Consider the following 22,956-nt stretch of genomic DNA (forward strand, 5'->3'; position numbering starts at 1 on the left):
GATGTTGGATGTTCCGGCCTCTTCGCGAGCAAGCCCGCTCCCACACGTTTGTTACGAGGCTGTTTTAATGCCGTTGTCCAATATTCACATCATCCATCAGGACGCCGCCGTACTGGTGGTAAACAAGCCTACCCTGCTGCTCTCGGTGCCCGGCCGCGCCGACGACAACAAGGATTGCCTGATCACTCGCCTGCAAGAGAACGGCTACCCGCAAGCGCGCATCGTCCATCGACTGGACTGGGAAACCTCCGGCATCATCCTGTTGGCTCTCGACCCGGATACCCATCGCGAACTGTCTCGGCAGTTTCACGACCGCGAAACCGAAAAAGCCTACACCGCCCTGTGCTGGGGCCAGCCGGAGCTGGACAGCGGCAGCATCGATCTGCCATTGCGCTATGACCCGCCGACCAAACCGCGCCACGTGGTAGACCATGAGTTCGGCAAGAACGCGCTGACCTTCTGGCGCGTGCTGGAACGCTGTGGCGACTGGTGCCGGGTAGAACTGACACCGATCACCGGCCGTTCGCACCAGTTGCGCGTGCACATGTTGTCCATTGGCCATCCGCTGCTGGGCGACGGGCTCTACGCCCATCCACAAGCCCTGGCCGCCTGGCCGCGCCTGTGCCTGCACGCGAGCATGCTCAGCTTTACCCATCCGCAATCGGGCGAGCGCTTGCGCTTTGAGTGCCCGGCGCCGTTCTAAGGCCAATGATTAACCTGTGGGAGCGGGCTTGCTCGCGAAGAGGGAGTGTCAGTCGACATCAATGTTGCCTGATACATCGCCTTCGCGAGCAAGCCCGCTCCCACAGGGGGGGGCGCCTCCAGACGCAATCTCGGGGGCAACCACTGCCATAGTCCACCGCCAATTCTGCGATCAATACGTTAAACTCCCGTCCATTGCTGTCTGGAGCTACTTATGCGCGAAGAGTTGAACCAAGGCCTGATCGACTTCCTCAAGGCCTCCCCTACCCCGTTCCACGCCACGGCCAGCCTTGTTCAGCGCCTGGAAGCGGCGGGTTATCAGCGCCTTGACGAGCGCGAGCCCTGGACCACCGAAGCCAATGGTCGCTATTACGTCACCCGTAACGATTCCTCGATTGTCGCAATCAAAATGGGCCGTCACTCACCGCTCCATGGCGGTATCCGCCTGGTCGGCGCGCACACTGACAGCCCGTGCCTGCGGGTCAAGCCTCAGCCTGAGCTGCAACGCCAGGGCTTCTGGCAACTGGGCGTCGAAGTCTACGGCGGCGTATTGCTCGCCCCCTGGTTCGACCGCGACCTGTCACTGGCCGGCCGTGTCACTTTCCGCCGCGACGGCAAGGTCGAGAGCCAACTGATCGACTTCAAGGCGCCGATCGCAATCATTCCCAACCTGGCCATTCACCTCAACCGTGAAGCCAATCAGGGCTGGGCGATCAACGCACAGACCGAACTGCCGCCAATCCTCGCGCAATTTGCCGGTGACGAGCGCGTGGACTTCCGCGCCGTACTCACCGACCAACTCGCCCGTGAACACGGCCTGAACGCCGACGTGGTGCTCGACTACGAGCTGAGTTTCTACGACACCCAAAGTGCGGCGGTCATTGGCCTGAACAACGACTTCATTGCCGGCGCGCGCCTGGACAACCTGCTGTCGTGCTACGCCGGCCTGCAAGCGCTGCTCACCAGCGACACCGACGAAACCTGCGTGTTCGTGGCCAACGACCACGAAGAAGTCGGTTCCTGCTCGGCGTGTGGCGCCGATGGTCCGATGCTGGAGCAAACCCTGCGCCGCCTGCTGCCTGAAGGTGACGAATTCGTGCGCACCATTCAAAAATCGCTGCTGGTCTCGGCCGACAACGCCCACGGTGTGCACCCCAACTACGCCGACAAGCACGACGCCAATCACGGCCCGAAACTCAACGCCGGCCCTGTGATCAAGGTCAACAGCAACCAGCGCTACGCCACCAACAGCGAAACCGCCGGGTTCTTCCGTCACCTGTGCATGGCCGAAGAAGTCCCTGTTCAGAGCTTCGTGGTCCGCAGCGACATGGGCTGCGGCTCGACCATCGGCCCGATCACCGCCAGCCACCTGGGCGTGCGCACCGTGGACATTGGCCTGCCGACGTTTGCCATGCACTCGATCCGCGAGCTGTGCGGCAGCCATGACCTGGCGCACCTGGTCAAAGTGCTGAGCGCGTTCTACGCCTGCCGCGAATTGCCGTAACCCCGGGTTAGTGATGGGCCTATGTGGCGAGGGCGCTTGCTCCCTCGCCACACGGTTTTGCTGCTCTACTGGTTCATTTCTGATACACATCACCCCCGGTCTCACAAAAGCCACCTAGACTGGACGTATCCCTTCAAACAAGGTTGTCGCCATGATCTCGATGTCCGCGTTTCACTCCATGCTCATTCCGATTCTCACCGGGATGATCCTGCTGGCCATCGGCTTCAACTTTCGCGACAAGAACGCTGGCGTGTTCTCGATGTGGATCGGCATGCTGCTGATTCTCGCCACCGTGGTTTACAAGATCCTCGCCAAACTCAACGAATAAAGCACCCGTGACCCTCGCATTGGTTCTGGTCGGCTCGTACACTCGGTCCACCCGCCCCTCTGGAGGTTGATCGCCCAGTGCTCACTCGTCTCTTCGCGTTGCCATTGACCCTGCTTGTCTGTCTGCTGGTTTTACTGCCCATGGCTCCCGCCGAAGCCGTCGGCCTGCCGAGCCTGCTTGGCCAGAACAAACCCCAGCCGCAAGCACAGGAACCCTTGGGGCAATCGCTGGACGAAGTGATCAAGTCACTGGAGAACGACCAGCAACGGGCCAAGCTGCTGGCCGACCTGAAGAAACTGCGTGACGTCACCCAAAAAGCCCAGGCACCCGCCGAAGAAGGCGTACTGGGGCTGATCGGCGGAACCCTGGCCAATTTCGAAAAGCAGTTTTCCGGTGCCGACAGCCCGATTACCCGCTGGTCCGAAGAGTTCGACCTGGCCCAGGACGAACTGAGCGCCCTGATGTTGCCGGCCAGCGAATGGCTGCCGATCATCTTTGCCTTCGCCCTGATCCTGATGCTCTGGAGCCTGCTGGCCGCCGCGCTGATCTGGGTCGGCCACCGCGTGCGGATGCGCTTCGGCCTGACCGAAGAGCTGCCACAACACCCCAAGGCCCTGGACATGCTGCGCTTCGCCTTGCGCAAACTTGGCCCGTGGCTGATCGCGCTGCTGATCACCGTCTACATGAGCTACGCCCTGCCTTCTTCCCTGGGCAAGGAGCTGGCGATGGTGTTGGCCTATGCCCTGGTGGTGGGCACCTGTTTCTCGGCCATCTGCGTGATCGCGTTTTCCCTGCTCGACGGCCCGCATCGCCATCGCGCCCTGTACATCCTGCGTCACCGCGCCTTTCGCCCACTCTGGCTGATCGGCAGCTTTGCCGCCTTCGGCGAAGCCCTGGGCGACCCGCGCCTGATCGCCAGCCTCGGCAGCCACCTGGCCCACACCGCCGCGACATTCGCCAATGTGTTGGCCGCGCTGTCCACCGGGCTGTTCATCCTGCGATTCCGTCGACCCATCGCCCACCTGATCCGCAATCAACCGCTGTCACGACGCCTGACCCGCCGCGCCCTGAGCGACACCATCGATATCCTCGGGACCTTCTGGTACTTGCCGGCGCTGGTGCTGGTGGCGATCTCGCTGTTCGCCACCTTCGTCTCGGCGGGCGACACCAGTACCGCGCTGCGCCAGTCGCTGATCTGCACCGTGTTGCTGGTGCTGTGCATGGTCATCAACGGGCTGGTCCGCCGTCACTCACTCAAACCCCAACGCGGCCCCAAGCGCCATGCGCTGTATTCGGAACGCCTGAAAAGCTTTTTCTACACCCTGGCACACCTGATGGTGTGGCTGGCGTTCATCGAACTTGGTTTACGGGTCTGGGGCATGTCGCTGATCCGCTTTACCGAAGGTGAAGGCCATGAAGTCAGCGTCAAGCTGTTCAGCCTCGCCGGCACACTGATCTTTGCCTGGCTGATCTGGATCCTCAGCGACACCGCCGTGCATCACGCCCTCACTCGCTCACGCAAAGGCCTGGCCAATGCACGGGCGCAAACCATGATGCCGCTGATCCGCAACGTGCTGTTCGTGGCGATTTTCATCATTGCGCTGATCGTCGCCCTGGCCAACATGGGCATGAACGTCACGCCCCTGCTGGCCGGTGCCGGCGTGATCGGCCTGGCCATCGGTTTCGGGGCGCAGTCGCTGGTCGCCGACCTGATCACCGGGCTGTTCATCATCATCGAAGACTCCCTGGCCATCGATGACTACGTCGACGTCGGCGGCCACCTGGGCACCGTCGAAGGCCTGACCATCCGCACCGTGCGGCTGCGCGACATCGACGGCATCGTCCACACCATCCCGTTCAGTGAAATCAAAAGCATCAAGAACTACTCCAGGGAATTCGGCTACGCGATCTTCCGGGTGGCCGTGCCCTACAACATGGACATCGACGACGCGATCAAACTGATGCGCGATGTCGGCCAGAAAATGCGCACCGATCCACTGCAACGCCGCAACATCTGGTCACCACTGGAGATTCAAGGGGTAGAAAGCTTCGAGTCCGGCAGCGCGATTCTTCGCGCACGCTTCAAGACCGCACCGATCAAACAGTGGGAAGTTTCAAGGGCGTTCAACCTGTCGCTCAAGCGGCATCTGGATGAAGCCGGGCTGGACCTGGCGACGCCGAGGATGAGCGTGCAAGTGATTGCCACAGGTGAAGGGCCACCGAAGTAATAATGGGAAAAGGCAGCTCGCAAGCCCCCAAGACTGCCTTGACCCTAAGGAAACGCTGAAGAAGAGATTCCAAATCTGGTGAAATACCCGCCTGCCCCAAACACGACGGTTGAGTCCCGATGAAACAGATGTCCTTCGCCGATGCCGAGTACGCCGGCAAACGCAAGCAGACCCGCCGTGAGCGTTTCCTGATCAGATGGATCAGGTGGTGCCCTGGAAGGGCTTGATTACCTTGATCGATCCGCATTATCCGAAGGGTGAAGGCGGTCGTCCGGCGTATCCGTTGATGGCCATGTTGCGGGTTCATTCGATGCAGAACTGGTTCGGTTACAGCGATCCGGCGATGGAAGAAGCCCTCTACGAAACCACGATCCTTAACTTCCGACGTCTGTTGGAAAAACATGAGTTGGCCGGCGGGATTTTGCAGGTCATCAACGGCTATCTGGGCGACCGTGGTTTGATGCTGCTCCAAGGTACGGTGGTCGATGCGACGATCATTCATGCGCCAAGTTCGACCAAGAACAAGGACGGTAAGCGCGATCCTGAAATGCACCAGACGAAGAAAGGAAATCAGTATTTCTTCGGGATGAAAGCGCACATCGGCGTTGATGCCGAATCCGGGTTAGTGCATAGCCTGGTGGGCACGGCGGCCAATGTGGCGGACGTGACGCAGGTCGATCAGTTGCTGCATGGCGAGGAGTCTTACGTGTCAGGCGATGCCGGTTACACCGGCGTGGACAAACGTCCTGAGCATCAGCGCCGCAAAATGATCTGGTCGATTGCGGCGCGGCCCAGCAGCTACAAAAAGCACGGAAAACGGAGTTTGATCGGTCGTCTGCGACGCAAGATCGAATACGCCAAGGCCCAAGTACGCGCCAAGGTTGAACATCCGTTTCGGGTAATCAAGCGTCAGTTTGGCTATATGAAAGTGCGCTTTCGCGGCCTGATGAAAAACACCGCGCAACAGGCCACGCTATTTGCCCTGTCGAACCTGTGGATGATGCGAAAACGGCTGTTGGTTGCGGGACAGGTGCGCCTGTAATGCGGGAAAAGCGCCTTGAAAAGGAGTTGTTTAAGGGTGAAACGATGAGTTAAGAACAGGAAAGGTCTGATTTCTGGCCAAGCCAGCGTTTTTTGAACTTCAAGCAAGGAAGGCATCAAAAATCGCTGACTACTTCAGACCTTCCCTAAGTAACTGGAATTCAGACTTGTCTATTTTTTGCCACTTTTTCTACCACTTCTTCTATCTGCCCCCCTATTTTGACCTGATGTTTAAATTATCTGTATAAGGGGTTGGTAGGTTAATTAGCGAGTCGAGGGGTCTCACTATGATGCTTTTATGCATCTCAGGTGGAAATACAAGTACCGCATCCCTAAGAGGAGTCGGTGTATCGCTGCGAAACCTATTGGGGCTAAAAATGAAGTCTTTATCTGGTTTCATAAGGTTGTAATTTTTTACGTAAACGCCATATACGGTCGCTGAAGTGGGAGTCAGTACGTATGAGGTATTGGCGGTAATTGGATCGTTAGAAAACCCGGCGTAAGGAAAAAGCTCACTGTATTCCAGTCGACGCGAGTACTTACCGAATTCGGTTGATCGAGCATAACTTGCAGCCACTTTAATATCTGGTGTTGCATAAAATCCTTTCCCCAGAGCTTGGCGTCGTACGTGTTCTTGATTTACTCCTTTCCCAAAACTTTCTATGTATTGGCTTGATGATCCATGGAATCCTGCAAGTTGATATCCCTTCGGGGCTACGACTGTTGGCTTTGTTATTTTGGTTGAAATTGAAGCACGCGGTATCTTCGAGAAAGGTTCGTTGTGTTGAAATGCAGATACAATACCAGTAATAGTGATATGACCAGTTGGGTCGCTGCTGTTAACCGGATTCCCCAAGCCATACGCGTAGGTATTTAACCCACCTTTTTTAAACGGACTCAAACTATCCGGGCTGTTAAATCGCATTAGCACGGGATTAAACGCCCGATACCCATTGCCCAACAAATAATGCCCGGTCACCGGGTCCGGTCGTTCACCGTTGAAGCCGAGCAGGCTGAGCAACCCGTTTTCGGCGGGGCGGTGGCCGTAGGGCGAATAGGCGATGGACTGTCGTGGGTGATTGGCTTTGAGTGTGTGCACCACCGAACGCTGCTGATCGGTGGCCAGCAGCGTGGTGTCGAGTGCAGCACCGTCGCTCTGCTGTTGCGCCAGCAGTTGGTCGCCATGCTGGACGATGGAAGACCCAATTGCGCCCTGTATCTCGGTGGCCAAACGGCTTTTGCAATAGAAGCGCTGACGCTCGGGGTATCGGGTGGCGCCTGTCCGGTCAGGCGGTCCAGTGGGTCATAGCGATAAAGGCAGAGCAGTGTGTCGCGTTGGGTTGGCATGGGATGAGCGCCTCGACGGTTCTGGGTGCAGGCGTTGAGTATTGAGAAAGTCGTGAGGGATGGGTACTAGCAGAACTGCTAGTTTTGCGGGGGCAAACAGCAGGCTCGCCCGCTTCTGTACGAAATGTCCCGGCGGCGGATGATGGCGACACCATTCCTGAGGCCGATGTGGTCATTACCAACCCGACTCATTAGGCGGTAGCTCGAATACGCAAAGGCCTAGATGCGAGCCAAGGTCGAACATCCGTTCCGGGGGATCAAGCGCCAGTTTGGCTATACGAAAGTGCGCTATCGCGGCTTGATGAAAAACACCGCGCAACAGACCACGTTACTTGCCTTGTCGAACCTATGGATGATGCGAAAACGGTTGCTGGTTGCGGGAGAGGTGCGCCTGTGATGCGTGAAAACAAGGTGCTACTCAAGGAAAAACAATGAATTAAGAGAAGCCAAAGCCTGACTTTTGCAGGCCACCGTTTTTTTGATTTCCGAATGGTTGGAGTATCAAGAAAACGGTGGGTACTTCAGACCGCCCCTAAAAATCGAAGTACATGAGTCGTGCAACCTACTGTAAAAGCCTCAAGAGGCTTGTACTTCTATACTTTTAACATCCAATACTATCGATACAGGCTCGGGATCATAAGACCCACTTTTCGGGTAATCAATCCACGCACCGTTACCGTTTGGCACGATAAATGTAAAACTACGATCTATGCGCTCAATCTTTACTTTGTTCGCAGCTATCAGAAAATTATAGTGTACTTCTACATCCTTGAAGCCGTCCGCCCCTTCAAACTGCAGAACGGGCCCACCACCAAAAGCATGCAGACTTATTCTTGCGTTATTTTGAAGATCTGCTCCCGACAAATTCAAACCCGTATCAGCGTCCGCCAAATAGAACATCCTGGCTGTACTTTGAAGGTGGAGGTATCCGTCTTTATCACAATTTACATAGCCGACCTCTTCCCCCTCCGCAACACCAAAAGAGCATATATTACCACTGCAAAAAAAATGGAACAGCGTCGGCTTACCATAATTCCATTGCGTTCCAATGCGCCCTCCCGGCAATATTCTGACCGAACGCCCTAAAATCTCCATAGTTGCAGAAAACGAAAACCTCGAGAGAGACATATCCAACTCCTTATGTAAGTAGAACTCCTTAGCCGCCCACATGAACGACTGAACCAACCTTACATAGAAACCCACAAACCTAACCAGACAAATGTGAACTCGTTCCTTTCAAGATATTTAATTTTCCACCACGGACACACTACTCACAACACCGTAAACTTAACGAAATAGCGATAGCAGCCAAACCCGAAAAGTTATCTTGAAGGACATTGCACTCGTTGCAATATCACTCGAACCAAACTCAAACCACATCCACCCCGACATGAATCGCATCATGTCGCCAAAACTCCAGGTCACAATCGATCAGCCGCTCGTGCTGATCGTAATTGACCCGCGCAATCCGTAATCCCGGACTCCCCAGCGACACTTTCAGCGCCGCCGCCGCATCCACCGGCAACGAGGTCGGCACAATCTCGAACCGTACCCGCCCGTAGTGCAAGTCGTAATACCGTGCGTACAACTCGGTAATCGACTGATTGAGATCGAAGCCCAGAATCCCCGGAAAAAACTGCGGGTTCAGATAGTGCTCAACATACAAAACCAACCGCCCATCAATGCGCCGCGAACGACAGATCTGAATCACGCTCGACAATGCCGGCAGTTGCAGCCAGGCACACACCGCCGCTGACGCCGGTTGCAGGCGTGCCGAAATCACCTCGGTCGACGGCACCCTCCCCTGGGCACTGACCATCGCGTGAAAGTGGCTGCGCTGCATCAGGTTGTAGGCCAGGCGTGGCGGCGAGACAAACCAGCCGCGCCGCTCCTCGCGATAAATCTGCCCCTGGGCTTCGAGCTGCAACAACGCCTCGCGCACCGTGATCCGGGTGGTGTCGAACAACTCACTGAGCTTGCGCTCGGCCGGCAGCTTGCTGGCCGGTGCCAGCAGGCCATGGTCGATCTGCTCTTGCAGGACCTGGCCGATGGCTGTCACCGCTTTGATTGCCTCATCGCGCATCAACGTTACCTATCTGGACTAGACCAGCACTGTTTCGGGGCAGGACTGCGCCAAAAAAAGCGTCCTGAGACATAGCGCAAGCCTAGGCAATCCATATGACTGAACCATGACAACGCCACCGAAGGGCTGAGCCATAACGCTGCAAATTAGCGGCCAAGTCCCCGCAAAACGGGCTTATGGTCTTGGTCTACGCTTACCTCGCGGCCCCTGTTCCCGAGCGAAAAAAAAGCGTGCGCCGCTGACACCGACATCAAAGTGTCATCCAGCCCACCTACATTGGCTCAGGTATTGCTGACCTAGACCAACAATCGCAACACGCAGCGTTCAATACGCCCAAAGGAGCTTCGGATGAAACAGCTTTTCCTGGCATCACTGTTAGGCTCGACCATTGCCATGTGCACCGCAGCCATGGCGGCTGACACCGACTTAAAAACCCTCGAAGCCGCTGCGAAGGCGGAAGGCGCAGTCAATAGCGTCGGCATGCCCGATGACTGGGCCAACTGGCGAGGCACCTGGGAAGACCTGGCCAAGAACTACGGCCTCAAGCACATCGACACCGACATGAGTTCGGCTCAGGAAGTGGCCAAGTTCGCCGCCGAAAAAGACAACGCCAGCGCCGACATCGGCGACGTGGGCGCAGCGTTCGGCCCGATTGCGGTCAAGCAAGGCGTGGTTCAACCGTACAAGCCAAGCACCTGGGACCAAGTCCCGGACTGGGCCAAGGACAAGGACGGTAACTGGGCGCTGGCCTACACCGGCACCATCGCGTTCATCGTCAACAAAAAGCTGCTGCACGGTTCCGAAGCCCCCAAAACCTGGGCTGACCTGAAAACCGGCAAGTACAAGGTGTCCATCGGTGACGTGAGCACCGCAGCCCAGGCCGCCAACGGCGTACTGGCGGCGGCCCTGGCCAACGGTGGCGATGAAAAGAACATTCAACCGGCGCTGCTGATGTTCGCCGAGATCGCCAAGCAAGGTCGCCTGTCGCTGGCCAACCCGACGATTGCCACCATGGAAAAGGGTGAAGTCGAAGTCGGCGTGGTCTGGGACTTCAACGGCCTGAGCTACCGCAACAAGATGGTCAACAAGGACGATTACATCGTGCTGATCCCGTCTGACGGCTCGGTGATTTCCGGCTACACCACCATCATCAACAAATACGCCAAGCACCCGAACGCCGCCAAACTGGCCCGCGAATACATCTTCAGCGATGCCGGCCAAACCAACCTGGCACGCGGTAATGCTCGCCCGATCCGTGCCGAACACCTGACCCTGCCGGCAGACGTACAGGCCAACCTGCTGCCGAACGAGCAGTACAAAAAGGTTACCCCGATCAAGGACGCGGATGCGTGGGAGAAGACCTCCAAGTCGCTGCCACAGAAATGGCAGGAAGAAGTCATCATCAACATGCAATAACGCTATAGGTCCCCGACTGGAGATCTGATCGAGATCCCTGTGGGAGCGGGCTTGCTCGCGAAGACGCAGGCACATTCAACATCAATGTGGCTGACCATCCGCTTTCGCGAGCAAGCCCGCTTCCACAAAGGATCGAGTTGAGTTTTGAGTGTCCTGAATTCCTGTTTTGCGGAGTCCCCTCCCCCATGAAGCACAACGTCATCCTTGTGGTGCTCGACGGTCTCAACTACGAGGTCGCCCGCCATGCCATGGGGCACTTGCAGGCCTACGCACAGGCCGGCCGTGCCGCACTCTACAAACTGGAGTGTGAGTTACCGTCCCTGTCGCGCCCGCTCTATGAATGCATCCTGACCGGCGTCCCGCCGATTGCCAGCGGCATCGTCCACAACAATGTGTCGCGCCTGTCCAACCAGCGCAGCGTGTTCCATTACGCCCGCGATGCCGGGTTGACCACCGCAGCAGCGGCCTATCACTGGGTCAGTGAGCTGTACAACCGTTCGCCGTTCATGGCGGCGCGCGACCGCCATACCGACAACCGCGAACTGGCGATCCAGCACGCGCATTTCTACTGGTCCGATCACTACCCCGACTCGCACCTGTTCGCCGACGCCGAACACCTGCGGCTGTGCCATGCGCCGGACTTTCTGCTGGTGCACCCCATGAACATCGACGACGCCGGGCACAAGCACGGCCTCGACACCGCGCAGTACCGCAACAGCGCCCGCTCGGCCGACATCATCCTGGCCGACTACCTGCAAGGCTGGCTCGACGCCGGGTATCAGGTGCTGGTAACCGCCGACCACGGCATGAACAACGACCGCTCCCACAACGGCCTGCTCGCCGAAGAGCGCGAAGTGCCGCTGTTCGTCATCGGCGATGCCTTCAGCTTCAACCCCGATGCAACCCCCAGACAAACCGAACTGTGCGGCACGGTCTGCGAGTTGCTGGGCGTTGCCCACGACAAACCCGTGTGCCGGGAGCTGCTCAAGTGAATGCCATCACCCGTGGTAAATGGCTCGCGGCGTTGTGCCTGGTGCCCTTCGCGCTCTTCTTCATCGTGTTTCAAATCGCCCCGCTCGGCTGGGTGCTGATCAACAGCCTGCAATCGGAGGAGTTCGGTTGGGGCCTGGCCAATTTCAACAAGATCTTCAACTCGAAGTTCTACCTGCAAGCGATCCAGTACAGCCTTGAGATCAGCTTCTGGTCCAGCGTGTTCGGGATCGTCATCGCGATCCTCGGCAGCTATTCGCTGCGCCGGGTCGATTCAAAGCTGCGCAACTTCGTCAATGCGTTCGCCAACATGACCAGCAACTTCGCCGGCGTGCCCCTGGCCTTCGCGTTCATCATCCTGCTGGGCTTCAACGGCAGCATCACCATCATCCTCAAACAGGCCGGGATCATTCAGGACTTCAACCTGTATTCGAAAACCGGGCTGATCATCCTCTACACCTACTTCCAGATTCCCCTCGGCGTGTTGCTGCTGTACCCGGCATTTGACGCCCTGCGTGAAGACTGGCGCGAGTCGGCCGAACTGCTCGGCGCCAACGGCTGGCAGTTCTGGCGCCACATCGGTTTACCGGTGCTGACCCCGGCACTGCTCGGCACGTTCGTGATCCTGCTGGCCAACGCCCTCGGCGCCTACGCCACGGTGTACGCCCTGACCACCGGCAATTTCAACGTGCTGCCGATCCGTATCGCAGCGATGGTTTCGGGCGATATATCCCTGGACCCGAACATGGCCAGTGCCCTGGCCGTGGTGCTGGTGGCATTGATGACCCTGGTAACCGTCGTCCATCAGTTGCTGTTGAAGAGGAGCTACCATGTCTCGCGCTGAACCCGGCTCCGTCGCGGTTTACCACCGCGTCGTGGTTTACCTGCTGTTTGCCATCCTGTTGCTGCCGCTGGCCGGTACGCTGATTTACTCGATCGCCAGCAGTTGGTCGGCCACCATCCTGCCCAGCGGCTTTACCTTCAAGTGGTACATCCAGTTGTGGAGTGACCCGCGCTTTCTCAGTGCCTTCGGCCAATCGTTGCTGGTGTGCGTGGGTGCGCTGATCCTCTCGGTGGTGCTGATTCTGCCGTTGCTGTTCGTGGTGCATTACCACTTTCCGAAACTCGACGCGCTGATGAACATCCTCATCCTGCTACCCTTCGCCGTGCCGCCGGTGGTGTCATCGGTGGGGCTGTTGCAGCTCTACGGTTCGGGGCCGTTCGCAATGGTCGGTACACCGTGGATCCTGGTCGGCTGCTACTTCACCGTGGCGTTGCCATTCATGTACCGGGCGATCACCAATAACCTGCAAGCGATCAACCTGCGCGACCTGATGGACGCCGCCCAACTGCTCGGTGCCAGCACCTGGCAGGCAGCGTTCCTGGTGGTGCTGCCGAACTTGCGCAAGGGTTTGATGGTGGCGTTGCTGCTGTCGTTCTCCTTCCTGTTCGGTGAGTTCGTGTTCGCCAACATCCTCGTCGGCACGCGCTATGAAACCTTGCAGGTTTACCTCAACAACATGCGTAACAGCAGCGGTCACTTCACCAGCGCGCTGGTGATTTCCTATTTCTTCTTTGTGCTGGTTCTGACCTGGGCGGCCAATATCTTGAACAAGGACAAAAGCCAATGAGCTACGTCAGCGTCCAACACCTGCAAAAAAGCTACGCCCAAGTAGGGCAGGCAGGCACCCCGGTGTTCAGCGACATCAACTGCGAAATCCAGAAAGGCGAGTTCGTCACCCTGCTCGGCCCCTCGGGTTGCGGCAAGTCGACCCTGCTGCGCTGCATCGCCGGGCTGACAGCGGTAGACGGCGGCAAGATCCTGCTGGAAGGCCAGGACCTCGTGCCGCTGAGCCCGCAAAAACGCGGGATCGGCATGGTGTTCCAGAGCTACGCGCTGTTCCCCAACATGACCGTGGAACAGAACGTCGCCTTCGGCCTGCGCATGCAGAAGGTCAACGCCGACGACAGCCGCAAACGCGTGCTCGACGTGTTGCAACTGGTGGAGCTGAACGATTTCGCCACCCGCTACCCCCATCAACTGTCGGGTGGCCAATGCCAGCGCGTTGCCCTCGCCCGTTCGTTGGTCACCCGACCGCGCCTGTTGCTGCTTGATGAGCCGTTGTCGGCACTTGATGCGCGGATCCGCAAACACCTGCGCGAACAGATCCGACAGATTCAGCGCGAACTGGGGCTGACCACGATTTTCGTCACTCACGATCAGGAAGAAGCCCTGACCATGTCTGACCGGATTTTCCTGATGAACCAGGGAAAGATCGTACAGAGTGGCGATGCCGAGACGCTCTACACTGCGCCCGTGGATGTGTTTGCCGCCGGTTTCATCGGCAACTACAACCTGCTTGATGCCGCCAGCGCCAGCAAACTGCTGCAACGGCCCATCAACAGCCGCATCGCGATTCGCCCCGAAGCCATCGAACTGAGCGTCCTGGGTGAACCCGATGCACTCATCCGCAGCCACAGCCTGCTGGGCAACGTCATCCGTTACAGGGTCGAGGCCCGTGGCGTGGAACTGGTGGTAGACGTACTGAACCGCTCGGCGGCCGACTTGCATGCCGACGGTCAACGCCTGGCACTTTCCATCGATCCGACGGCCCTGTGTGAGGTAGCCTGATGCTTTTGCTGTGCACACCGATGTTAAAGAGAGAGCTGAATTAATGGCCCTGGCAATTTTTGATCTGGACGAAACCCTGATCCACGGCGACTGCGCCACCCTCTGGAGTGAACAGATGGGCCGTTTGGGCTGGGTCGACCCCGAGTCCTTCATGCGTCGCAACAATGAACTGATGGACGCCTACAGCCACGGCAAACTGGCCATGGAAGACTTTATGGCCTTCAGCCTGGAACCCTTGATCGGTCGCACACCGGAAGAAGTCGAGCACTTGGTCGGCCCCTGGGTCGAGGACTTCATCGAGCCGATCATCTTCAGCGATGCCACCAAAACCATCGCGGCCCACCGCAAGGCCGGTGACCGGATTCTGGTGATTTCCGCCTCAGGCACCCACCTGGTCGGACCGATTGCCGAACGCCTGGGCATCGACGAGATTCTCGGCATCGAGCTGGAAGTGGCTCATGGGGTGTACAGCGGCAATACCGTCGGCACCCTGACCTACCGCGAAGGCAAGATCACCCGGCTGCTGGAGTGGCTGGACGCCGAAGAGGAGAACCTGGAAGGCGCGAGTTTCTATTCGGACTCACGCAACGATTTGCCGTTGCTGCTCAAGGTCGATTTCCCGCACGTGGTGAATCCCGATCCGGTCCTGCTCGAACATGCTGAAAAAGCAGGTTGGCCAATTCATCACTGGAAGTAACCGAGACCCCGTGTGGGAGCGGGCTTGCTCGCGAAGGCGATGTATCAGTCGACATGAATGTTGAATGATTAACCGCTTTCATCGGAACGCCGCCCGGAGCAAGCCCACTCCCACAAGGTCAGACCAGGCTTTCGTCGATCACCAACACCAACTTGCCCGACACCTGATTGGTCGCCAGCTCGGCAAACGCCGCCTCGGCATCCTTGATCGGGAAGGTCCGGGCCAGTTGCGGGCTCAGGCGTCCTTCGACAAACAGCGGCCAGACGTGCTGATTGAGGTCGCTGAACAAGTCGGCCTTGAACTGATCGTCACGGCTGCGCAATGTCGAACCCAGCAACTGAATGCGCTTGGCCAGCACCTGCGCCAGGTCCAGGTGTGCTTCGCGACCGCCCATCAAACCGATCAATACCCAACGCCCATCGCGCGCCAGCAGCTTGAGGTTCAGGGCCGAGTAATTGCCGCCAACCGGGTCCAGAATCACATCGAAAGGCCCCAGATCAGTCAGGCTGTCCAGGCCATCGGTGCGCACCACGCCGCCCTGGGCACCAAGCGCTTGGCAGTAGGCCAGCCGATCCGCCGAACCGACGCTGACCCAGCACGGGTTACCGAACGCCTTGCACAACTGGATCGCTGCCGAGCCCACGCCGCTGGCGCCAGCGTGCAATAACACTTTTTCACCGGGTTTGAGCGCCGCCAGTTGAAACAGGTTCAGCCACGCCGTGCTGTAAACCTCAGGCAAGGCCGCCGCTTCGACCAACGACAAACCTTCCGGCACTGGCAAGACGTGCCGCCCGTCGACCACCACTTCTTCGGCCATGCCGCCGCCCGCCAACAACGCGCAAACACGATCACCGACCTGCCACGACGAGCCCGGCCCGACCTCGCTGATCACCCCGGAACATTCAAGCCCCAGCACCTGACTGGCGCCGGGAGGCGCAGGGTAAAGCCCTGCCCGCTGTAACAAATCGGCACGATTGAGGCCTGCCGCCGCCACTCGAATGCGAACTTGCCCTGCATCGCACGCAGGACTTGGCTCTTCAACCCACTCCACATGACCTTCAACGCCTTGCAATGCCTTCACAGTGCCTCCATAGTGAGTCTGGACTGAGCCCGTTGCTGTAGCGCCGGGCTTTTTGCATTATGCGACCGGCCCTCGTGGAACCGGCAACTTCAAAGACGGCCTAATATGCGTTATCAATTGCCCCCGCGTCGAATCAGCATGAAGCATTTGTTCCCCAGCACCGCACTCGCTCTATTTATTGGCCTCGGCACCTTGTCGCTGCCGAGTCATTCGTTCGCAGCCAATAGCTGGGACAAGCTTCAGCCCGATCGTGACGAGGTGATTGCCAGCCTTAATGTCGTCGAATTGCTCAAGCGCCACCACTACAGCAAACCACCGCTGGATGATGCCCGCTCGGTGATCATCTACGACAGCTACCTGAAACTGCTGGACCCTTCGCGCAGCTACTTCATGGCCAGCGACATTGCCGAATTCGACAAATGGAAAACCCAATTTGACGACTTCCTCAAGAGCGGCGACCTGAACGCAGGCTTCATCATCTACAAACGCTACCTGGACCGCGTCAAGGCGCGTCTGGAATTCGCCCTGGTCGAACTGAACAAGGGCGTCGACAAAATCGACTTCAACACCAAGGAAACCTTGCTGATCGATCGCAAGGACGCTCCGTGGCTCAAAACCAACGCAGAGCTGGACGACCTGTGGCGCAAACGCGTCAAGGACGAAGTCCTGCGCATGAAGATCGCCGGCAAAGAGCCCAAACAGATTCAGGAAACGCTGACCAAGCGCTACAAAAATCAGCTCACGCGCCTGGATCAGACCCGCGCCGAAGACATCTTCCAGGCGTACATCAACACCTTCGCCATGTCCTACGACCCGCACACCAATTATCTGTCGCCAGATAACGCGGAAAACTTCGACATCAACATGAGCCTGTCGCTGGAAGGCATCGGCGCCGTGTTGCAGAGCGACAACGATCAGGTGAAGGTCGTGCGCCTGGTGCCGGCAGGCCCGGCGGACAAGACCAAGCAAGTGGCTCCGGCCGACAAGATCATCGGCGTGGCCCAGGCCGACAAGGAAATGGTCGACGTGGTCGGCTGGCGCCTGGACGAAGTGGTCAAGCTGATCCGTGGGCCGAAAGGCACCGTGGTGCGCCTGGAAGTCATCCCGGCCAGCAATGCACCGAACGACCAGACCAGCAAAATCGTCTCCATCACCCGCGAAGCCGTGAAGCTTGAAGATCAAGCGGTGAAGAAGTCGATCCTCAACCTGAAACAGGACGGCAAGGACTACAAGCTCGGGGTGATCGAAATCCCGGCCTTCTACCTCGACTTCAAGGCGTTCCGTGCCGGTGATCCGGATTACAAGAGCACCACCCGCGACGTCAAGAAACTGCTGACCGAACTGCAAAAAGACAAAGTCGACGGCGTGGTTATCGACCTGCGCAACAACGGCGGCGGCTCCTTGCAGGAAGCCACCGAACTGACCAGCCTGTTCATCGACAAAGGTCCGACCGTGCTGGTGCGTAACGCCGACGGCCGGGTCGATGTGCTCGAAGACGAAAGCCCGGGCGCGTTCTACAAGGGCCCGATGGTGCTACTGGTCAACCGCTTGTCTGCCTCGGCCTCGGAGATCTTTGCCGGCGCCATGCAGGACTACCACCGCGCCTTGATCATCGGTGGCCAGACCTTCGGCAAAGGCACCGTGCAGACCATCCAGCCGTTGAACCATGGCGAGCTGAAACTGACCCTGGCCAAGTTCTACCGGGTTTCCGGGCAGAGCACCCAGCATCAGGGCGTGCTGCCGGACATCGACTACCCGTCGATCATCGACACCAAGGAAATCGGCGAAAGCGCCCTGCCTGAAGCCATGCCGTGGGACACCATCCGTCCTGCGATCAAGCCGGCCATCGACCCGTTCAAGCCGTACATTGCACAGCTCAAAGCCGAACATGACGCGCGTAGCGCCAAGGATGCAGAGTTTGTGTTCATCCGCGACAAACTGGCACTGGCCCAGAAGCTGATGGCGGAAAAAACCGTCAGCCTCAACGAAGCCGAGCGCCGTGCGCAACACGCCGACATCGAAGCCAAGCAACTGGCGATGGAAAACATGCGCCGCAAGGCCAAAGGCGAAGAACCGCTCAAGGAACTGAAGAAAGAGGACGAAGACGCTGTCGCCGCCGAGCCGGACAAAACCAAGCCAGAAGACGATGCCTACCTGAGCGAGACCGGGCGCATTCTGCTGGACTACTTGAAAATGAACAGCACGGTCGCCAGCAACAAGAAGTGATGGCAATTTAATGCTGACGCTCCCCGGAGCGTCATCAAACAGTCATCATTCTGTCGTGAAATACAGGACCGGACACCTCAGGTGTCCGGTCCTTTTTTTATCGACAGAGATCGCCATGACCATGACCGAACAGCTGAGTGCCTTGAGTTCAATTCTGGCTCAAAGCGGTTTGCACAGCCTGTTCCAGCCGATCGTCTCACTGTCCGAACGCCGTATCCTGGGCTACGAAGCCCTCAGCCGCGGCCCTTCCAATAGCCCGCTGCACTCGCCCATCGCACTGTTCGCTGTCGCCCGTCAGGCGGGCCGCCTCAGTGAACTGGAAATGGCCTGCCGCCACAGCGCTTGTCGGCGTTTCAGCGAGCAACAACTACCGGGCAAACTGTTTCTCAACGTCTCCCCCGAATCCCTGCTTGAAGCCAGCCACCAACCGGGCCGGACCCTGCAAATGCTCCAGGACTTTGGCATCCCGCCGAGCCAGGTGGTAATCGAACTCACCGAACAGACGCCGACCGACGACTTTCAGCTGCTGCAAAACGCCCTGCATCACTATCGCGCCATGGGTTTTTCCATCGCCCTGGATGACTTGGGCGCCGGGTATTCCAGCTTGCGCCTGTGGTCCGAGTTACGGCCCGACTATGTGAAGATCGACCGGCACTTTATCGACGGCATCCACCAGGACGCCCTCAAGCGAGAGTTCGTTGGCTCGATCCTGCAAATAGCCAAAGCCTCGCGGGCCCAGGTGATCGCCGAAGGCATTGAACTGCCCGAGGAGTTGGCGGTGCTCACCGAAATGGGCGTCGATCTGATCCAGGGTTACCTGCTCTGCCGCCCCCAGGAACACCCGCCTCACGATGCCCGCGCCATGATGCCCAAGCACGACAGCAGCGCCGTGGCACTGAGTGATGAAGGCAGCGACCTCAGCGCCCTGCTCAACGAGCAGCCGGCCGTGGACCGTGATACGCCCACAGCCACGGTGCTGGAAGCGTTCCGTCGCCAGGCCAATCTGAACTCGCTGGCGGTGCTGGATGAGCAAGGTCAGCCGTGCGGCATCGTCCACCGGCATTCATTGTCGGATGCGTTGCTCAAGCCGTTCGCGACCGACCTGTTTGCCCGCAAGCCGATCAGCCGCTTGATGAACGACGACTTCCTCGCCGTCGAACTCAGCCAGTCGCTGCAACAGGTCAGCCGCCTCATCACCAGCCGCGCGCGTCAACGCATCGAGGAAGATTTCATCATCACCCTCAACGGTGGCTACCTGGGGCTGGGCCGGGTGATTGATGTACTCAAGCTGATTACCGAACTGAAAATCCAGCAGGCCCGCTACGCCAACCCGCTGACCTTGCTGCCCGGCAACGTGCCAATCCAGCAATGCCTCACGCGTCTGTTGCAACAGGGCCGTGAGTCGGTGATCTGCTACGTCGACATCGACAGTTTCAAACCCTTCAACGACATCTACGGCTACGGCCGTGGGGACGAAGTCCTGCTGTGCCTGGCGCAATGCCTGAATGATCGCGTCGACCCCAGCCGCGACTTTGTCGGGCATATCGGCGGTGATGACTTTCTGCTGGTGCTCGGCCCGGAAGACTGGCGCAAACGCCTCAACCAGTTGCTCGACGACTTCCACAGCCAGTGCCGACGCTTCTACCGCAGCGAACACCTGGAGGCCGGCTGCTTTATCGCGCCCAACCGTCAGGGTGTGCGTCAGGAATTCCCGCTGTTGTCGCTGTCGATTGGCGTCGTTCACCTGCACCTGGAGGCCTGCGGCCAACTCGACGCCAGCCAACTGGCGGAACTCGCATCACAAGCCAAACACCACGCCAAGAATGTGCCGGGGTACAGCGTTCATGTGATTGATAGCCGGGCATTGCCGGTGGCACCCGAAGCCCTGCTGAACGGGCACCGCTGAGACTATTGCGCCGCCGACTCTGCCTTCGCGAGCAGGCTTTTCAACTCGGGTTCTACGTGGCCAACAGGGAGACTATTGATAACGTCCTTGATGCTGGAAACATACAGGCGCTCTATCGGAATCTCGGCCCAGTCCAGTTCGTAAATGCACATGATCCGGACATCGGTGTACGCGGACTTCATCAACATCAACTTGAGAATATCGAGGGCCGCCGCTGACCGGTCTTCCCCCAAAGAAACGGCGCAGCGCTGCTGCCAGTACTCGGGTTTTGACAGGACCGTTGCCTCCAAGCGCGACCATTGAGCCGGCGTAAAGTCGCAAAGCACGGTGATTGCCACCAACTCGGTGGTATAGGCGGTCCAGTGGGTTTCCTGCGAATCGCCAATCCAGGTGTTGAGTTCTTCGTAGCGTTCATCAGGTTCGTAGGGCTGCATGGTGGGGTCTTTATCGGTGCATATAAAAATGAACGTCTCTGGCCAGCACGGCATTTGCCCTCGACTTCAAACGCCCGTCGGGCAAACGGATAACGCCTGCGATCTCAACGAAACAAACGCCGGCATCACTGCCACCTCACCTGCCACCTCGGCAGACACCACCGAACCGCCCAGGTCCAGGACGGCAATACCGTCCGCTTCGACGCAAACCAGGCGAGCACTGATGCGCACCGTCCCCTCAACCCTATCGATGGAGGGAACGTTGTTGTGGGCGGGCTCGATGTTGTGACCCCAGGAAAATTGTTCGTCCAAGGTGAGTTCAATCTCATAGTTCCGGCCCGGCTCAGGAGTGCTCCCGTCCCAAAAGGCTGCGGCGCTACCGAATGGCGAGGAAAAGTTCACGTTGATGGCTGTGCCTGAAACAAACACATCGGTTACTTCAATGAACATATCGCTGACTCATCCCTGTTTAACCCACTTCCAAGGCAATTACCGAGCCTTCAAAAAATACAAACTGCAATAGGGATCCGACAACCTTTCCACCTTCCCGGAGGCCAGGTACTGGGCAAGTTCAACGTCCAGCACGTTCTGATCAACGTATTTCGGGTAGTCGAGTGGACGTTCACAGGCATAGAGGTACAACCTCCACGCATCAAAACCGTCTGTTCGGCCATCCGGGCCGTAATCAAAATCAATGCATACATCCGGCAGACAAACCGCACAGCCCACCCCATGAAGTTCATACGTGATGTCATCCACCACGGTTCCACAGCGCTCTAACGCCCCGCCGCGCCACAAACCAAGAATGCAGCGCTCACCGAACGCTTTCTCCAACAGGGACACAGCCTCTTCCACCGTTGCCAGGAAGTCTGAAATCAACTGATCCAACGATTCATTCATTACGTCCATTTCCCTCAACACGTCCTCCATCCAATCGTTGTTCCCACGCTCCCGGGTCGGAATGCCCCAAGTGACGCTCTGCTCACCCTCACGCAGGGATAACGCAGAGCATCTGTCGACAGCATTCCCACGTGGACAGTTAAGCGTGGGAACGATCCGGCTATGTGGATGCCTGCGCCTGCAATCGCCGCCCGATCACATCCAGCAGGTCACAACCATCGCGCAGCGGGATGGCACACAGCAAGGCAAAATCATTCAGGATGACCGAATCAGCGCTGATCTCTCCGCGCATGGCCAGGTTTTCCAGCACCTGCGTGACCGCACGAATGCGATAACCGGCCGCATCATGCAACACATCGAGCGGTGCATGGGTATCGACGAACAAGGTCGGCATGTCGGAGCAGTTGCTGGTGAGGGCCATGTAACGGTTGGAAGGATGGGAAGTCGGGGGAACGTACGGTGGATCCGGGGTGAGTGTTTTCATGATCTGGCTTCCTAACGTATGGATTGAAACCGTCAGAAATCGCTTCCACGCGATAGGTGGCGGCTGTACGCGGATGTGGAAGACCGGGACGTCAGGCACCCGGCGCACTCGAAAGTGCCCCGCGCACAGCCACCATAAAACACAGACAAAAAACGCCGAACTGGTGCTGTTTTGTGCGCCTAACAATAGAAGGGCTTCCACACCCTGTCACTGAATTTGCAGTGACCACCAAAGACTATCGACGAAGCCCATCACGCACCAGTTCACGCACACCGCCGCAATGCGAACGAAATCTCCGACAACCTTGCCCAGAAATTTCGCTGCCTGCACCACCGCCATCGCGGGCAAGCCATGCTCCTACAGATCACCATCATCCCGTAGGAGTGCGCAGCGCTCGCAACATCCAGCACTCTGTTACCAAGTGGATTGATCTTCAAGGCTGGCTTTGTGAAGGTCGTCTTTCCACGCCTCACTTGCCAATCTATATATGTCCTCAAAAAATCCACGGGGATCGTCTATCTCTGTTTCATCCCATGCAACAGTAGAATTCACATCATAGTCACTTTTAAACTCTATTGAAAAATCATAACCAGGCAATACCAGCGCATCCTCAAGAATCTTAAAAAATAAAAATTTATGCCTACAAGGTAAGCTCTCATACCTACTCAACAAATAACCCTTAATAATAGCTTCTCTATGCATTATCTCGTTCGGATTATAAACCCACAGTTCCTCGCCAAGAGTTTCCTCTCTATCGTATATAGAGATCCCACCCAACCAGTATGAAAGCCGAGGTTCAAATGGAAGACGAGTTCCCGGCCACTTCAACATTACATATATCCCCATACAGAAAGGCCGCGCAACTCTAAATTCCGACCAACAAAAGTCGCCCTATAGAAATAGAACAAGCTACTCACCATACTCCACTTCGAGCAGCGTGACAGCTACCTCATTCAC

The 22,956-nt window shown here is 57.9% G+C and carries 22 protein-coding genes and 2 pseudogenes; 14 read left to right on the forward strand and 10 right to left on the reverse strand.

All coding sequences use genetic code 11. The features are described 5' to 3' along the window. Window positions 1-67: 67 nt before the first annotated feature. From AC1Z1G_RS18940 to AC1Z1G_RS18960, 5 genes and pseudogenes are all read left to right on the forward strand, one after another. Window positions 68-703: a pseudouridine synthase gene (locus AC1Z1G_RS18940; protein ID WP_483621731.1), complete on the forward strand. Its 636-nt coding sequence runs from the start codon at window positions 68-70 to the stop codon at window positions 701-703. A 213-nt stretch (window positions 704-916) separates the two neighbouring features. Next, window positions 917-2,206, forward strand: coding sequence for a M18 family aminopeptidase (locus AC1Z1G_RS18945; RefSeq protein WP_483621733.1), 1,290 nt, complete (start codon window positions 917-919; stop codon window positions 2,204-2,206). A 151-nt stretch (window positions 2,207-2,357) separates the two neighbouring features. After that, window positions 2,358-2,534 (forward strand): hypothetical protein, encoded by a 177-nt coding sequence (locus tag AC1Z1G_RS18950; protein WP_347901432.1) that lies wholly within the window; start codon window positions 2,358-2,360, stop codon window positions 2,532-2,534. Window positions 2,535-2,611: 77 nt separating this feature from the next. Then, window positions 2,612-4,762, forward strand: a complete 2,151-nt coding sequence (locus AC1Z1G_RS18955) for a mechanosensitive ion channel family protein (protein WP_483621734.1) — start codon at window positions 2,612-2,614, stop codon at window positions 4,760-4,762. A 119-nt stretch (window positions 4,763-4,881) separates the two neighbouring features. Next, window positions 4,882-5,804, forward strand: a pseudogene (locus AC1Z1G_RS18960) (IS5 family transposase). Window positions 5,805-6,017: 213 nt separating this feature from the next. Here the strand turns inward: AC1Z1G_RS18960 and AC1Z1G_RS18965 are convergent. Beyond that, the gene (locus tag AC1Z1G_RS18965) at window positions 6,018-7,034 is read right to left on the reverse strand and encodes an RHS repeat-associated core domain-containing protein (protein ID WP_483621736.1); all 1,017 of its coding nucleotides are present in this window, start codon (window positions 7,032-7,034) and stop codon (window positions 6,018-6,020) included. Between the two features lie 339 nt (window positions 7,035-7,373). Between AC1Z1G_RS18965 and AC1Z1G_RS18970 the strand changes: the two are divergent. Further along, window positions 7,374-7,547, forward strand: a pseudogene (locus AC1Z1G_RS18970) (transposase); the annotation flags it as partial. Between the two features lie 179 nt (window positions 7,548-7,726). Here the strand turns inward: AC1Z1G_RS18970 and AC1Z1G_RS18975 are convergent. Together AC1Z1G_RS18975 and AC1Z1G_RS18980 are read right to left on the reverse strand one after the other, a co-directional pair. Further along, the gene (locus tag AC1Z1G_RS18975) at window positions 7,727-8,278 is read right to left on the reverse strand and encodes a hypothetical protein (RefSeq protein ID WP_483621738.1); all 552 of its coding nucleotides are present in this window, start codon (window positions 8,276-8,278) and stop codon (window positions 7,727-7,729) included. Window positions 8,279-8,519: 241 nt separating this feature from the next. Then, window positions 8,520-9,233, reverse strand: a complete 714-nt coding sequence (locus tag AC1Z1G_RS18980; protein WP_483621739.1) for a UTRA domain-containing protein — start codon at window positions 9,231-9,233, stop codon at window positions 8,520-8,522. Between the two features lie 348 nt (window positions 9,234-9,581). Between AC1Z1G_RS18980 and AC1Z1G_RS18985 the strand changes: the two genes are divergently transcribed. From AC1Z1G_RS18985 to AC1Z1G_RS19010, 6 genes are all read left to right on the forward strand, one after another. Then, window positions 9,582-10,649 carry an ABC transporter substrate-binding protein gene (locus AC1Z1G_RS18985; RefSeq protein WP_483621741.1) on the forward strand — a complete coding sequence of 356 codons (1,068 nt, stop codon included), beginning with the start codon at window positions 9,582-9,584 and terminating at the stop codon, window positions 10,647-10,649. A 185-nt stretch (window positions 10,650-10,834) separates the two neighbouring features. Further along, on the forward strand, window positions 10,835-11,641 hold the full coding sequence (locus AC1Z1G_RS18990) for an alkaline phosphatase family protein (protein WP_483621743.1): 807 nt from the start codon (window positions 10,835-10,837) through the stop codon (window positions 11,639-11,641). Continuing rightward, window positions 11,638-12,483 carry an ABC transporter permease gene (locus AC1Z1G_RS18995; protein WP_483621745.1) on the forward strand — a complete coding sequence of 282 codons (846 nt, stop codon included), beginning with the start codon at window positions 11,638-11,640 and terminating at the stop codon, window positions 12,481-12,483. Before AC1Z1G_RS18990 ends, AC1Z1G_RS18995 begins: the two co-directional genes overlap by 4 nt. Further along, window positions 12,470-13,270 (forward strand): ABC transporter permease, encoded by an 801-nt coding sequence (locus AC1Z1G_RS19000; RefSeq protein WP_483621747.1) that lies wholly within the window; start codon window positions 12,470-12,472, stop codon window positions 13,268-13,270. Before AC1Z1G_RS18995 ends, AC1Z1G_RS19000 begins: the two co-directional genes overlap by 14 nt. Beyond that, entirely contained in the window at window positions 13,267-14,271 is a 1,005-nt protein-coding gene (locus tag AC1Z1G_RS19005) for an ABC transporter ATP-binding protein (RefSeq protein ID WP_483621749.1), read from the forward strand. The genes AC1Z1G_RS19000 and AC1Z1G_RS19005 overlap by 4 nt, the downstream gene beginning before the upstream one ends. A gap of 43 nt (window positions 14,272-14,314) precedes the next feature. Continuing rightward, on the forward strand, window positions 14,315-14,968 hold the full coding sequence (locus AC1Z1G_RS19010) for an HAD family hydrolase (RefSeq protein ID WP_483621751.1): 654 nt from the start codon (window positions 14,315-14,317) through the stop codon (window positions 14,966-14,968). Between the two features lie 118 nt (window positions 14,969-15,086). On the opposite strand, the gene AC1Z1G_RS19015 is transcribed toward AC1Z1G_RS19010, so the two are convergent. Next, window positions 15,087-16,049: a zinc-binding dehydrogenase gene (locus tag AC1Z1G_RS19015; protein ID WP_483621753.1), complete on the reverse strand. Its 963-nt coding sequence runs from the start codon at window positions 16,047-16,049 to the stop codon at window positions 15,087-15,089. Window positions 16,050-16,187: 138 nt separating this feature from the next. On the opposite strand from AC1Z1G_RS19015, the gene AC1Z1G_RS19020 reads away from it, so the two are divergent. Both AC1Z1G_RS19020 and AC1Z1G_RS19025 read left to right on the forward strand, forming a co-directional pair. Further along, the gene (locus AC1Z1G_RS19020) at window positions 16,188-18,275 is read left to right on the forward strand and encodes a carboxy terminal-processing peptidase (RefSeq protein WP_483621755.1); all 2,088 of its coding nucleotides are present in this window, start codon (window positions 16,188-16,190) and stop codon (window positions 18,273-18,275) included. A gap of 115 nt (window positions 18,276-18,390) precedes the next feature. Beyond that, complete coding sequence (locus AC1Z1G_RS19025) at window positions 18,391-20,181, forward strand: bifunctional diguanylate cyclase/phosphodiesterase (RefSeq protein WP_483621757.1); 1,791 nt, start codon at window positions 18,391-18,393, stop codon at window positions 20,179-20,181. A gap of 2 nt (window positions 20,182-20,183) precedes the next feature. On the opposite strand, the gene AC1Z1G_RS19030 is transcribed toward AC1Z1G_RS19025, so the two are convergent. The 6 genes from AC1Z1G_RS19030 to AC1Z1G_RS19055 all read right to left on the reverse strand — a co-directional run bounded on the left by AC1Z1G_RS19030 (window position 20,184) and on the right by AC1Z1G_RS19055 (window position 22,830). Further along, window positions 20,184-20,615 (reverse strand): HEAT repeat domain-containing protein, encoded by a 432-nt coding sequence (locus AC1Z1G_RS19030; RefSeq protein WP_483621759.1) that lies wholly within the window; start codon window positions 20,613-20,615, stop codon window positions 20,184-20,186. Between the two features lie 66 nt (window positions 20,616-20,681). Then, window positions 20,682-21,065 carry a hypothetical protein gene (locus AC1Z1G_RS19035; RefSeq protein WP_483621761.1) on the reverse strand — a complete coding sequence of 128 codons (384 nt, stop codon included), beginning with the start codon at window positions 21,063-21,065 and terminating at the stop codon, window positions 20,682-20,684. A gap of 39 nt (window positions 21,066-21,104) precedes the next feature. Next, on the reverse strand, window positions 21,105-21,515 hold the full coding sequence (locus AC1Z1G_RS19040; RefSeq protein WP_483621762.1) for a DUF6896 domain-containing protein: 411 nt from the start codon (window positions 21,513-21,515) through the stop codon (window positions 21,105-21,107). A gap of 160 nt (window positions 21,516-21,675) precedes the next feature. Beyond that, window positions 21,676-21,999 (reverse strand): hypothetical protein, encoded by a 324-nt coding sequence (locus AC1Z1G_RS19045; RefSeq protein WP_483621764.1) that lies wholly within the window; start codon window positions 21,997-21,999, stop codon window positions 21,676-21,678. A 207-nt stretch (window positions 22,000-22,206) separates the two neighbouring features. Beyond that, the gene (locus AC1Z1G_RS19050; protein WP_483621766.1) at window positions 22,207-22,347 is read right to left on the reverse strand and encodes a hypothetical protein; all 141 of its coding nucleotides are present in this window, start codon (window positions 22,345-22,347) and stop codon (window positions 22,207-22,209) included. A gap of 66 nt (window positions 22,348-22,413) precedes the next feature. Then, window positions 22,414-22,830, reverse strand: a complete 417-nt coding sequence (locus AC1Z1G_RS19055; protein ID WP_483621767.1) for a hypothetical protein — start codon at window positions 22,828-22,830, stop codon at window positions 22,414-22,416. Between the last annotated feature and the right edge of the window lie 126 nt (window positions 22,831-22,956).

It is taken from the genome of Pseudomonas sp. JL27(2026), from assembly GCF_056933555.1.

Coding starts and splice junctions, on each gene's coding strand:
- AC1Z1G_RS18940 (WP_483621731.1), top strand. CDS start 68: ATGCCGTTGTCCAATATTCACATCATCCATCAGGACGCCGCCGTACTG.
- AC1Z1G_RS18945 (WP_483621733.1), top strand. CDS start 917: ATGCGCGAAGAGTTGAACCAAGGCCTGATCGACTTCCTCAAGGCCTCC.
- AC1Z1G_RS18950 (WP_347901432.1), top strand. CDS start 2,358: ATGATCTCGATGTCCGCGTTTCACTCCATGCTCATTCCGATTCTCACC.
- AC1Z1G_RS18975 (WP_483621738.1), bottom strand. CDS start 8,278: ATGTCTCTCTCGAGGTTTTCGTTTTCTGCAACTATGGAGATTTTAGGG.
- AC1Z1G_RS18980 (WP_483621739.1), bottom strand. CDS start 9,233: ATGCGCGATGAGGCAATCAAAGCGGTGACAGCCATCGGCCAGGTCCTG.
- AC1Z1G_RS18985 (WP_483621741.1), top strand. CDS start 9,582: ATGAAACAGCTTTTCCTGGCATCACTGTTAGGCTCGACCATTGCCATG.
- AC1Z1G_RS18990 (WP_483621743.1), top strand. CDS start 10,835: ATGAAGCACAACGTCATCCTTGTGGTGCTCGACGGTCTCAACTACGAG.
- AC1Z1G_RS19000 (WP_483621747.1), top strand. CDS start 12,470: ATGTCTCGCGCTGAACCCGGCTCCGTCGCGGTTTACCACCGCGTCGTG.
- AC1Z1G_RS19005 (WP_483621749.1), top strand. CDS start 13,267: ATGAGCTACGTCAGCGTCCAACACCTGCAAAAAAGCTACGCCCAAGTA.
- AC1Z1G_RS19010 (WP_483621751.1), top strand. CDS start 14,315: ATGGCCCTGGCAATTTTTGATCTGGACGAAACCCTGATCCACGGCGAC.
- AC1Z1G_RS19020 (WP_483621755.1), top strand. CDS start 16,188: ATGAAGCATTTGTTCCCCAGCACCGCACTCGCTCTATTTATTGGCCTC.
- AC1Z1G_RS19025 (WP_483621757.1), top strand. CDS start 18,391: ATGACCATGACCGAACAGCTGAGTGCCTTGAGTTCAATTCTGGCTCAA.
- AC1Z1G_RS19030 (WP_483621759.1), bottom strand. CDS start 20,615: ATGCAGCCCTACGAACCTGATGAACGCTACGAAGAACTCAACACCTGG.
- AC1Z1G_RS19035 (WP_483621761.1), bottom strand. CDS start 21,065: ATGTTCATTGAAGTAACCGATGTGTTTGTTTCAGGCACAGCCATCAAC.
- AC1Z1G_RS19040 (WP_483621762.1), bottom strand. CDS start 21,515: ATGAATGAATCGTTGGATCAGTTGATTTCAGACTTCCTGGCAACGGTG.
- AC1Z1G_RS19045 (WP_483621764.1), bottom strand. CDS start 21,999: ATGAAAACACTCACCCCGGATCCACCGTACGTTCCCCCGACTTCCCAT.
- AC1Z1G_RS19055 (WP_483621767.1), bottom strand. CDS start 22,830: ATGTTGAAGTGGCCGGGAACTCGTCTTCCATTTGAACCTCGGCTTTCA.